Annotated in this window: 7 protein-coding genes; 5 read left to right on the plus strand and 2 right to left on the minus strand. The window is 62.4% G+C overall.

The genetic code is table 11. The features are described from left to right. Window positions 1–178: 178 nt before the first annotated feature. Window positions 179–2248, minus strand: a complete 2070-nt coding sequence (locus EOA78_RS21155; protein ID WP_127316818.1) for a prolyl oligopeptidase family protein — start codon at window positions 2246–2248, stop codon at window positions 179–181. A 149-nt stretch (window positions 2249–2397) separates the two neighbouring features. Here EOA78_RS21155 and EOA78_RS21160 point away from each other — a divergent pair, with 149 nt between their 5' ends. After that, window positions 2398–2955, plus strand: a complete 558-nt coding sequence (locus EOA78_RS21160) for a hypothetical protein (RefSeq protein WP_127316819.1) — start codon at window positions 2398–2400, stop codon at window positions 2953–2955. Here the strand turns inward: EOA78_RS21160 and EOA78_RS21165 are convergent. After that, window positions 2952–4112 carry an MFS transporter gene (locus EOA78_RS21165; RefSeq protein WP_127316820.1) on the minus strand — a complete coding sequence of 387 codons (1161 nt, stop codon included), beginning with the start codon at window positions 4110–4112 and terminating at the stop codon, window positions 2952–2954. The genes EOA78_RS21160 and EOA78_RS21165 overlap by 4 nt on opposite strands. A 238-nt stretch (window positions 4113–4350) precedes the next feature. Between EOA78_RS21165 and EOA78_RS21170 the strand changes: the two genes are divergently transcribed. The 4 genes from EOA78_RS21170 (at window position 4351) to EOA78_RS21190 (ending at window position 11811) form a co-directional block, all read left to right on the plus strand. Next, window positions 4351–5928 carry a trimethylamine methyltransferase family protein gene (locus EOA78_RS21170; protein ID WP_127316821.1) on the plus strand — a complete coding sequence of 526 codons (1578 nt, stop codon included), beginning with the start codon at window positions 4351–4353 and terminating at the stop codon, window positions 5926–5928. Between the two features lie 178 nt (window positions 5929–6106). Beyond that, entirely contained in the window at window positions 6107–8680 is a 2574-nt protein-coding gene (locus EOA78_RS21180) for an FAD-dependent oxidoreductase (RefSeq protein WP_127316822.1), read from the plus strand. 154 nt (window positions 8681–8834) lie between these two features. Further along, the gene (locus tag EOA78_RS21185) at window positions 8835–10466 is read left to right on the plus strand and encodes a glycosyltransferase family 39 protein (RefSeq protein WP_127316823.1); all 1632 of its coding nucleotides are present in this window, start codon (window positions 8835–8837) and stop codon (window positions 10464–10466) included. Window positions 10467–10491: 25 nt separating this feature from the next. Continuing rightward, the gene (locus tag EOA78_RS21190) at window positions 10492–11811 is read left to right on the plus strand and encodes a Xaa-Pro peptidase family protein (protein ID WP_127316835.1); all 1320 of its coding nucleotides are present in this window, start codon (window positions 10492–10494) and stop codon (window positions 11809–11811) included. Window positions 11812–11816 lie beyond the last annotated feature (5 nt).

Here is an 11816-nt window from a genome sequence, read left to right on the forward strand (position 1 = left end):
GGCGGATTCGTCAGAGGAAGTCGGGCGGTGAATAACCGATGCGGGCGCAAAGCCGCAAAAGCTCGGCGCGAAGCGTGCGCGGCGACGGCGTCACCGCCACCCCAAATGCGCGACATGTCTTCATCCGAGCCATGCAGCACCTTATGCCGCCTGATGCGATCAGTTCAAGCCGTTCAGTTCAAGCCGTTCCGTTCAGCGCACGTTGCAGGAAGACATACTTCATCGCCACCTGTGCTGCTTGCGGCCGGCGATCGCCGCGCCCGCCATGGCCACCTTCGGTCTCCTCGAAGAACAGCGTCTTCCCGTGCCCGGCGGCCTGCAGGCGCCCGGCCATCTTGCGCGCATGGCCGGGATGGACCCGGTCGTCGGCGGTCGACGTCGTCAGCAGGACCGGCGGATAGGCCGCATCGGTCTCGACATGCTGATAAGGTGAGTAGGCGGCCAGCCACGCGGCCTCTTCCGGCTTCGCCGGATCCCCATATTCGGCCATCCAGGATGCGCCAGGCGGCAGCTCGGTGTAGCGCAGCATGTCGAGCAGCGGCACGTCGATGATCACCGCACCGAAAAGCTCCGGATGCTGGGTCAGCGAAACGCCGGTCAGCAGGCCGCCATTCGAGCCGCCCTGGATGCCGAGCATCGCCGGCGTGGCGATGCCGCGTTTCACCAGGTCTTGCGCGACCGCGGCGAAATCGTCGAAGGCATTCTGGCGATTGGCCTTGAGCGCGGCCTGATGCCAGTTCGGGCCGAACTCGCCGCCGCCGCGGATATTGGCCTGCACATAGGCATTGCCTTTTTCCAGCCACAGCCTGCCGCGCGCGCCGGCATAGCCGGGCAGCAACGGCACTTCGAAGCCGCCATAGCCGTAAAGCAGCGTCGGCACCGGCCCGTTCTGATCACGTCGCCTGACGACGAAGTAAGGGATCATGGTGCCGTCTTTCGAGCGCGCCTCGAACTGTTCCGAGACAAGCGACGACGCGTCGAAACGCGCCGGCTGCGATTTCACCGTTGCCAGCGTGGCAGCATTGTCGTCCGACCAGATGATCGAGCTCGGCGTCAGGAAGTCGGTGAAGGAGAAGGAGACGCTGGAGCCGAAACGCTCGGCGTGGCTGATACCGACACTGCCGTTTTCGGGCAGCGCCACCGGCTGCAGCGACCAGCCGCTGTCGCCGCGTTGGCAGGCGACGACCTTGCCGCGCACATTGTCCATCAGGCTGATGAACAGCCGGTCCTGCGTGCGGGCGATGCCGGCGATCGAGACACGATCCGCCGGCTCGAGCACGGTTTCGACAGGTCCCAATGCACTGGTTTCGATCCAGCGCGCGAAGTCCAGCGAATAGAGGCCATCAGGTTTGCACAGCGTGCCGTCCGGCGCCGTCCACGAGCTGCGCACCCCAAAGACAAACTGATCCCTGAACAGCGCCGTGTCGGTGACGTCGTCCGGCAGCGGGACGCGCCTGTTTTCGCCGGAAGGCATACGCAGAAAGCTGTGCGAGGCGAAGAAATCGAGCGTCCGGGTCAGGAACAGATGCCGCTTGTCGCCGTCGAACTCGAGGGAACCGCCGGCGGCGAGATCCTGCTTCTGCGCCTCGAAGATCGGCGTCGCATCCTCCAGCCTGGTGCCGCGCTGCCAAAGCTTAACCACGCGCGGATAACCCGACTGGGTTTTTTCGTCCTCTTCGAAGGCAGCCGAGACGATGACCGTGTCCTTGTCCAGCCAGCTGAAGCCCGACTTCGAGGCAGGAGCACGAAAGCCGCCCTCGACAAAGGACTTGGTGTCGATGTCGAATTCGCGCATCTCACTGGCGTCGCCGCCATCCGGCGACAGGCTGACCAGGCAGCGGGTGAAGTCGGGATAAAGCCGGCTGGCGCCGCTGAACACCCATTTCACGCCCTCTTTCGCCGACAGATTATCGAAGTCGATGATCGTGTCCCAATCCGGCTTCTCGGTCTTGTAGGAAGCGACCGTCGTGCGCCGCCAGAGGCCGAGCACGTTAGTCTTGTCCTGCCAGAAATTGTAGACGTGGCCGTTGAGCGCAGAGCCGACCGCAATGTTGTCTTCGGCCGTCATCAGGTCGAGCGCGGTTTGGAAGTAGGTCTGGTAGGACGGATCACCCTGCAATTCACCTGTTGTAGCCTCGTTCTGACGGTGAACCCAGTCGAGCGCTTGCTTGCCTGTCCTGTCCTCCAGCCAGAGAAAGGGATCTTCGTCCGCCGAATTCGCCTGCGTCTTTGTGATCGACATCGTCAAATGGTCTCCGATAAACTCATCAAGGCCCGGTGTCGCAAACATCGTCTTGCCACGACCCATATTCAACTTGGAACGCGCAAAACGAGCCGTTGCGCTGTTGGCCGCTCTAAGGTGGGGCCTCCTGGCGCCCGCAGGCCACGAGGGAACTCATGCAACATCTGTACATTGCGAAAGAGAAGTTCGGTCCTTTCAGCGGCACTGCGTGGACCATGTACATCAACTGGTCCGGCCTCACCCAATTAAGCGAGGTCGTTTCACTCGATGGAATGCTCGGGCCGGTCGCCCTGGGAGAGGTAAAGGACAGCTACTGGCCCCATATTGTTAACGAGGACTACATGCTCGATTTCTTTGTGGACCTGGACTTCCTCCTTTCGGAGTTGGCGGTTCCGGGCGACTTGAATGTCCTCAATGTGATCCGAAGACCGTCGGTTGACGTGCGTTCACTCGACTGGAACGGATTTACCTTCCTGGGCTACGACTTGTTGGATCAAGACGTCTCCATAAGCGCTTTGACCAACTGCGGAGGATTTCCTGACGTGTTTGCGAACAGGGAACTGTCTGACGTTGGATTGATACCCGACTTTGATCGTGCCGTTGAAATTCGAGACCATCTACGCGCGATGCATCCCTCTGAATATCACGCCAATTGTGATTTATGGGCGATTTCCAGATGGCAAGGAAATGAAGGCACCCCGCAATTGTATTAGACTGCTCGCCCCCGCAATACGGTTGTGACCGCCAATGCCAGGCAAATGGCGCCGAGCGTGATCGGCAGGCCGTCCGCACCGAGAATATCCATGGCGCCGCCCGCCAGCGGCGGCACGGCGATGCCGCCGACGCCCCACATCAGTGAGAAGGCGGCGTTGCCGGCGACCAGTGCCGAGCCGGTGAACCGCTCGCCAAGCTCGATGATCGACATCGTGTAGATGCCGTAGGAGACCGCACCCCAGATAAAGACGCATGGCCAGATCAGCGGCGTCTCGATGAGAACCGGCAGCAGCACGCATCCGAGCAGCGTTAGCGATACACAGATGAATCGGACCAGACGCGCCGTCAGCCGTTCCGCCAGCAGCCCGAGCGGTACCTGCATGGCGATATTGCCGGCGATCATCATCGACAGCAGCGCCGACATGCGGGTTTCCTCAATGCTGTAATGCGCTCCGTAGACCGGCAGCAGTGCCAGCACCGCCTGTTCGAAACCAGCGGCCACGACAACCGCCGACAACAGCAGCCATGCCATCGGCATGAATCCCATGACCGAAACCCGGTGCCCGGCCTCATCGACCTTCGGCAGCCGTCGCAGCACCAGCGCCAGGCAGGCGCCGCAAAAGACGAATGCGGCGATGCCGACGAGAAACGGCGGCCAGCCTTCGGTGCCGACCGCAAGCAGGCACAGCGGGCCGGCGGCGAAACCAGCCGAAATGACTGTGGAATAGACCCCCATCACGCGACCGCGGCGCAACGGCGGCGCCAACGCAATCACCCAGATCTCGCTCAGCACATAGAGTGGATTGGTCACCACGCCGATCAGGAAGCGTAGCGGGAACCATAGATAGACATTTTGCGTCCAGCCGATCAGCGCCAGCATGATCGCGGAAAGAGCTGCGCAGGTGAGCGCCGTGCGCCCCGCCCCGAACCGGCGCGCCAGCGCCGGGATCAGCGGCGACGAGACGATAAATCCGACCGGCGTCATTGCCGCCGAGAGGCCGATCATGGCCGGCGAGACGCCCTGGCGCTGCAGGATGAAGCTCAACAGCGGATAGCTCAGCCCTTGCGCGATGGCGAACACCGAAACGGTGGCGATCACGCCGGTGATCGCCGCCCACTGCATTGTCTCGCCGCTGTTCTCTTCCGCCAGGTCCATGATCCGCACCAATAGGGAAACCTGCACGATTAGCGTTTCAGCAGCGCGCCGGGAAGCACCGGTAACGAAAACCGCTTGCGCCAGCCTGAGGAGATCAAAAGCCGGTGATCCAGTCGGCTGCCTTCAGCCCGGGAGCTGTCATGTCGCTTCCCTCGTCCTAGTGGTCGCCGCCTCCGCAATGGCGGGACGGCCGGCGGTCCATTATGCCGCCGCACTTATCGCAGCTACGAGGACTATCATGACCGCCGCCCTTCATCCCGCCGAACCGGCATTGGCAAACGACCGCACCCGTCGCGGCGGCCGCGCGGGAAAGCGCGCCGGCGGATCGGCAGCGTTCGAGCAGCCGCCTTTCCGTCAGCTAAAAATTCCGCTGACGCCAACGAAGCTGGTCTCCGACGACGAGCTGGAATCGATCCATCTCGCCTCGCTGCGCGTGCTGAGGGAAATTGGCGTCGACGTGCTGCACGACGAGGCAAGGCGCATCATGAAGGCGCATGGCGCGGATGTCCGCGAAGGCAGCGAGCGGGTGCGCTTCGACAGCGACATGATTCTCGAACTGGTTTCACACTGCCCGTCGGAATTCACCATCCATGCCCGCAATCCGGCACACAATGTCCGCTTCGGCGGTGACAATCTGATCATCTCGATGATGGCGTCGGCGCCCAATTGTTCCGACATCGACCGCGGCCGCCGGCCGGGCAATCAGCAGGATTACCGCAATTTCCTCAAGCTCGCGCAGATGCATAACATCCTGAACTGCACGGGCGGCTATCCGGTCGAGCCGATCGACATCCATCCGTCCGTCCGGCACCTCGAATGCATCCGCGATTTGAGCGTGCTCACCGACAAGGTGTTCCACATCTATTCGCTCGGCAAGGAGCGCAATGTCGACGGCATCGAGATTACCAGGATCGCGCGCGGCATCAGCGACGAACAGCTTCTCGAAGAGCCGTCGGTGTTCACCATCATCAACACCAATTCGCCGCTAAAGCTCGATGTGCCGATGATGGAAGGCATCATCCAGATGTCGAGCAAGGGCCAGGTCGTCATCGTGACGCCGTTCACCCTGTCGGGCGCCATGGCGCCGGTGACCATCGCCGGCGCGCTGGTGCAGCAGAATGCCGAAGCGCTGTCCGGCATTGCCTTCGCCCAGATGGTGCGCAAGGGCGCGCCAGTCGGCTATGGCGGTTTCACCTCCAACGTCGACATGAAGTCCGGCGCGCCGGCCTTCGGCACGCCGGAATATATGAAGGCGCAATTGGTCGGCGGCCAGCTCGCCCGCCGCTACAACATCCCCTACCGCACCTCCAACACCTGCGCCGCCAACACGGTCGACGCGCAGGCGGCCTATGAAAGCGTGTTCTCGCTGTGGGGCGCCATCCAGGGCGGCGGCAATCTGATGATGCATGCGGCCGGCTGGCTCGAAGGCGGCCTGCGCTGCTCCTACGAGAAGACCATTCTGGACATCGATCTGCTGCAGATGGTGGCCGAGTTCCTGACCCCGCTCGACCTCTCCGAGGAAGCCCTCAGCTTCGACGCCATCCAGTCCGTCGGTCCGGGCGGCCATTTCTTCGGCACCGAGCATACCCAGGACCGCTACAAGACCGCTTTCTATTCGCCTATCATCTCCGACTGGCGCAATTTCGAGACCTGGGCGGAGGCCGGATCGCCGACGGCTCTCGAAAAGGCCAATCGGGTCTGGAAGGAGCGGTTGGCCTCCTATGAAGAGCCGTATATGGACCCGGCTATCCGCGAGGAGCTCAACGCCTTCGTCGACAAACGCCGGTCCGAAGGCGGCGCGCCGACCGATTTTTGAATATCTGTATTGGTTTGATGAACAGTCGACCGCCACTCCGTCGAGCGTCACCCGACACCTCTCCCCCGGTGGACAGGGTAGAGGGAGGGCGTGAGATCATTCCAGCCGGCGCCCTTCTCCGCTTTGTGTTCACCCCCCGCTCACTCGATTCAAACTCTTCAAAAACGGAACTATCTTCATGAAATCTCATGCAAAAGCGGTTGTCATCGGCGGCGGCGTCGTCGGCTGCTCGGTGCTCTACCATCTGGCCAAGGCCGGCTGGACCGACATCATGCTGATCGAGCGTTCGGAGCTCACCTCCGGTTCGTCCTGGCATGCGGCGGGCGGTTTCCATACGCTCAACGGCGATCCCAACGTCGCCAAGCTGCAGGCCTATACGGTGCAGCTCTACAGGGAGATCGAAGAACTTTCCGGCCAGTCCTGTTCGCTGCACCTGACCGGCGGCGTGATGATGGCCGACACCCCCGAGCGCATGGACTTCCTGCGCCTTGCCCACGCCAAGGGCCGCTATCTCGGCATGGACACCGAGCTGATCACGCCGTCCGAGGCCAAGGCGATGTTCCCGCTGATGGACGAGACGAATTTCGTCGGCGCCATGTGGGATCCGGTCGAAGGCCATCTTGACCCTTCCGGCACCACCCACGCCTATGCCAAGGCGGCCAGGAAGCTCGGCGCCGAGATCGTGCTGCGCAACCGTGTCGTCGAGCTGACGCAGGAGGTCGACGGCACCTGGAACGTCGTCACCGAACAAGGCACGGTCAAGGCCGAGCATGTTGTCAACTGCGGCGGCCTGTGGGCGCGCGAAATCGGCCGCATGGTCGGTGTCGAACTGCCGCTGCTGGCCATGGAGCACATGTACCTTTTGACCGAACCGATGCCGGCGGTCGAGGAATTCAACAGGTCGACCGGCCGCGAGATGATCGGCGTGCTCGACTTCAAGGGCGAGATCTACACCCGCCAGGAACGCAACGGCATCCTGCTCGGCACCTATGAAAAGGCCTGCAAGCCGTGGTCTCCGGTCAACACGCCGTGGGATTTCGGCCATGAGCTGCTGCAGCCCGACATCGACCGCATCGCGCCGTCGCTGGAGATCGGCTTCAAGCATTTTCCCGGCATCGAGAAGGCAGGCATCAAGCAGATCATCAACGGTCCCTTCACCTTCGCGCTCGACGGCAATCCGCTGGTCGGCCCGGTGCAGGGCCTGACCAACTTCTGGTGCGCCTGCGCCGTGATGGCCGGCTTCAGCCAGGGTGGCGGCGTCGGCCTGGCACTGTCGAACTGGATGGCCCATGGCGACCCAGGCTTCGACGTCTGGGGCATGGATGTGGCGCGCTTCGGCGAATGGGCGACGCTGCGCTATACCAATGCCAAGGTGCGCGAAAACTATTCGCGCCGCTTCTCCATCCGCTTCCCCAACGAGGAACTGCCGGCCGCCCGGCCGGCTCAGACCACCCCGCTCTATGACACGATGCTGGCCAACAATGCCGTCATGGGCGACTCATGGGGCCTCGAAACCCCGCTCTGGTTCGCGCCGAAAGGCTCGGAGCCGAAGGACATCGTTTCCTTCCATCGCTCCAACGATTTCGGGCCGATCGGCGAGGAAGTGCGTGCGACCCGCGAGAAGGTCGGCGTCACCGAGATCGCCAACTTCGCCAAATACGAAGTCTCCGGGCCGGCAGCAGAGGATTTCCTCAACCGGCTGATGACCAACCGCATGCCGAAGACCGGCCGCATCGTGCTCACCCCGATGCTCAACGAATTCGGCAGGCTGATCGGCGACTTCACCATCGCCAAGGCGGGTGAAGAGCGCTTCATGATCTGGAGCTCGTCGGCGGCGCAGAAGTATCATATGCGCTGGTTCGAGAAGCACCTGCCGAAGGATGGTAGCGTCCGCATCCACCGCTTCGACCAGACACTGGTCGGCCTCTCGATCGCCGGGCCGAAATCGCGCGATCTGCTGCAGAAGCTTGTTGACGTGGACGTTTCGACCAAGGCTTTCCGCTTCATGGACTTCCGCGAGATGGCGGTTGGCGGTGCGCCCTGCATGGTCAATCGCATCACCTATACCGGCGATCTCGGTTACGAAATCTGGATGGCGCCGGCATACCAGCGCCTCGTCTACAAGGCGATCAAGGATGCCGGCGAAGAGTTTGGCCTCGTCGATTTCGGCATGCGCGCCCTGCTGTCGATGCGACTGGAGAAGAATTTCCCGACCTGGTTCCGCGAACTGCGCCCAATCTACGGGCCGTTCGAAGGCGCGATGGACCGCTTCGTCAAGCTGGAGAAGAACGACTTCATCGGACGCGAAGCGGCAGCCAGGGAGCAGGCAGAAGGGCCAAAACTGCGCCGTGTCTCTTTCATCGTCGATGCCGCGGACGCCGATGTCATGGGCGACGAACCGATCTGGGCCAAGGTCGGCGGCAGGGACTACGGCACGGTGGAAAAGCCGCACGGCTATGGTGCGCCGCGTTTCGATACGAACGGCAAGGAAGTGCGCGGCTCCAGGGCCGCGGAAGGCGCTTCGGCCGTGCGCGGCATCGTCGATGGCGACTGGCGCGTGGTCGGCTGGGTCACCTCCGGCGGCTATGCCCATTACGTCCAGAAATCGATGGCGCAAGGCTATGTGCCAGCCGCGTTAGCCGGGGAAGAGAGCGCCGGACTGTTCGAGATCGAAATCCTCGGGAGCCGGCGCCCGGCCCGCATCAATGTCGAGCCGCCTTTCGACCCGAGCGGCGAAAAGATGCGGACCTAGAGCACCGCACCCAAAGGCCTGCCCTCCGGCCCGACCCGGGGTGCGATCGATTTTGGAGAGGTCCGATGCCCAGACAAAAAGCTAGAGGGGCGGTACGATTCGACTTGAAGCCCGCCGCCCCGGAAGCGATCAGGGCTGCCACATTGTGCGGGGCATGGCCTTCGTGCTAGCGGAGCCGGCGGCAACTGGCACGGGCGATGAGAACTCGTTGAAGTATTCGATGAAATGGGACGAATGGCTTGCCGAGAGCAGGATCGGCCCCTTCCCGGCGGCGATCGTCATGGTCGCCGCTTATCTGGCCTTGCAAACCGTCATATTGTCCATTCTGGCCACTTGGGCAGGAACTGGCGTCGGCGTCGATGACGCGGAGCAACTGATTTATCTTCCATATCTTTGGGCTGGGTATGGCGGCTCGCAACCGCCTCTCTATACATGGATCAACTGGCTGGCCGCGCAAATTTTCGGCACCAATATTTTCACGCTGAAGCTCGTCAAATACTCCGTGCTGTTCCTCGCCGCCTGCAGTGTGTTCGCCGCCATGCGGCGGTTCGGCTACACGAAAGCCACGGCAGCGGCGGCCATGCTCGGGCTTTTCACAATCCCGCAAATCGCCTGGGAATCGCAGCGGGCCTTGTCGCATTCGGTCGCCGTTGTCGGCTTTTGCGCACTGCTCCTGCTCGCGATGGCTAATCTGATCGAGCGGCGAAGCGTGATCGCCTATGCGCTGTTTGGCTTGGCAACGGCTGCGGCAATTCTTGCCAAATACAACGACGTATTCCTGGTGTTAGCCCTTGTTGCGGCGGTGTTGTCGCTGCGCGAGTTGCGCGGCGCGATCCTCGATCCGAAATTCGCAATCAGCGTTGCCGTCGCGATATTGGTGCTGGCACCAACCACATATTGGAGCCTCATGCATCCTGCCGATTTGCTGGCGAGAGGCGAGAAGTTCGGAATAGACCTACAGCAGCCGCGCATGACGGCCGCAGCCACCGGCGCCGGCAAGTTTATCATGGCGACCTTCAATTTCGCTGTCTTGCCGGTGTTGGTTTCCGCGCTGGCTTTCGCGCTGACGGGGTTTCGTTTCTCCGAGCGTCACCCCAAAGCTCCGACCAGGGAAGTTCTCTTGTGGCGTACCTTGGCGCTCGGCCTGGCCATGCTGGCGACACTTGTGCTGGCAACCGGCGTGACCGAGGTCAAGGCCCGTTGGCTGGTGCCGGTCCTCGTCATCTTGCCGCTGGCGATGGCCGCCTATATGGAACGACTTTCACCACGCGGCAGGGACGCCCAGCTCCTGGTGATCGCGGCCGGAGCGGTCATCGCCGTTCTGCTCGCGCCCGCCACTTGGTACTTCCAGATAAACGGGACCAGTGGTCTCTCGCGGATGATCCGGGTGGATTACCCGGCCCTCTATCGCCAGCTGACTGCCGACGGGCCGGTGAAAACCGCAATATCCGACGGTGCATGGGTCGGAAATCTGCGGTTGGTCGACGAAAAATTGGTCGCGCTTGACCAGGAAGTGCCGAATTTCGACAGGCTGGTGCAAGAGCCGGCTGTACTCGTCTGGCTCGACCGCGACGATCCGCGGCCGGTCATTTTGGAGCAGCTCAAAAAAGCCGGCTATGAGCCGGACGGCCAACCAAGGCAAATCATGGTTCCGCTGTTGCCTGGCACGGACAAGCCTGCCCGGTCCGGCGCCTACATAAGATTGAAGAAAACGGCTGCGGAAAAAGCCCCAGCGCCCGACGAAGGCGTTAGCAAAGGAGCCGAGGGTGGACAGGAACCCGACTGATCGACCTCCTCGTCATCGCAAGATCATGCCGTTCGAGCCGGACGAAGCGGGCGCCATCGATGCGTTGCGCCTGAAGTCGCGGCAGAAGGCCGCTGAGCTCAACCAGCATATGCTCGGCTATGGCGCACTGGCGGAAGCCGAGTGGCACGCCGCCGGCATTGCTGCCCCCAACCTGCCTGCCATGCGTCAATACCGGCTCGACCGCATCCGCGCCGAGCTGAAGCGCCGCGACTATGCGGGAGCCCTGCTCTACGATCCGATTAACATCCGCTATGCGACCGACTCGACCAACATGCAGCTCTGGGTCGCGCACAACCCGACAAGGCATTGTTTCGTTGCCACCGAAGGCCCGGTGGTGCTGTTCGACTATTTTTCGTGCGAGCACCTTTCCGACCACTCCGGCGCGGTCGACGAGGTGCGGCCGGCAGTGTCGTGGATGTATCTCTACAGCGGCGAGTTGACCGAGAAAAAGGTCCGCCGCTGGGCTGCCGGCATCGCCGATCTGGTGAAAGAGCATGGCGGCGGTATCAGTCGTATCGCCGTCGATCACATCAATACCGAAGGCGTCGAAGAGCTCGCCCGCCTCGGCATCTCGATCGGCAATGGCGAAGCGCTGATGGAAAATGCGCGTGTAATCAAATCGCCCGACGAAATCCTGGCCATGCGCCGGTCGATCGTCGCTTGCCAGGCGGCAATGGGCGAGATGGAAGCAGCATTGAGGCCAGGCATTTCCGAAAACGAATTGTGGGCCGAACTCCACCGCGGCAACATTGCGCGTGGCGGCGAATGGGTCGAAACCCGCCTTTTGACGTCAGGCCCGCGCACCAATCCGTGGTTCCAGGAATGCTCGTCGAGAACGATCGAAGCCGGCGATCTCGTCGCTTTCGATACCGACCTGATCGGCCCTTATGGTTTCTGCGCCGACCTGTCGCGCACCTGGCTCTGCGGCGACACCGAGCCGTCCAACGAGCAACGCGACCTGTTTCGCATCGCCGCCGACCAGATCGCCCACAACACCCGCCTGATGCAGCCGGGCATGTCCTTCCGCGACCTTGTCGAACGCTCGGCGGTGCCGCCCGGCGATTGTTTCCCGACGCGCTACGGCGTGCTCTATCACGGCGTCGGCCTGGCCGACGAATACCCGACGCTGCCGCATGCGATCGACTGGACTGAAGACACGCCCGACGGCGTGCTTGTGTCAGGCATGGTGCTTTGCGTCGAGAGCTATATCGGCCGGCTTGGCGGTCACGAGGGCGTCAAGATCGAGGAACAGATCCTGATCACCGAAACCGGCAACGAGCAGCTTTCGACCTATCCGCTCGACGAGCGGCTGCTCGGCGGCTGATTGTT

The sequence above is a fragment of the Mesorhizobium sp. M5C.F.Cr.IN.023.01.1.1 genome, assembly GCF_003997585.1.
Lineage (GTDB): Bacteria > Pseudomonadota > Alphaproteobacteria > Rhizobiales > Rhizobiaceae > Mesorhizobium > Mesorhizobium wenxiniae.

Coding starts and splice junctions, on each gene's coding strand:
- EOA78_RS21160 (WP_127316819.1), top strand. CDS start 2,398: ATGCAACATCTGTACATTGCGAAAGAGAAGTTCGGTCCTTTCAGCGGC.
- EOA78_RS21165 (WP_127316820.1), bottom strand. CDS start 4,112: ATGGACCTGGCGGAAGAGAACAGCGGCGAGACAATGCAGTGGGCGGCG.
- EOA78_RS21170 (WP_127316821.1), top strand. CDS start 4,351: ATGACCGCCGCCCTTCATCCCGCCGAACCGGCATTGGCAAACGACCGC.
- EOA78_RS21180 (WP_127316822.1), top strand. CDS start 6,107: ATGAAATCTCATGCAAAAGCGGTTGTCATCGGCGGCGGCGTCGTCGGC.
- EOA78_RS21185 (WP_127316823.1), top strand. CDS start 8,835: ATGGCCTTCGTGCTAGCGGAGCCGGCGGCAACTGGCACGGGCGATGAG.
- EOA78_RS21190 (WP_127316835.1), top strand. CDS start 10,492: ATGCCGTTCGAGCCGGACGAAGCGGGCGCCATCGATGCGTTGCGCCTG.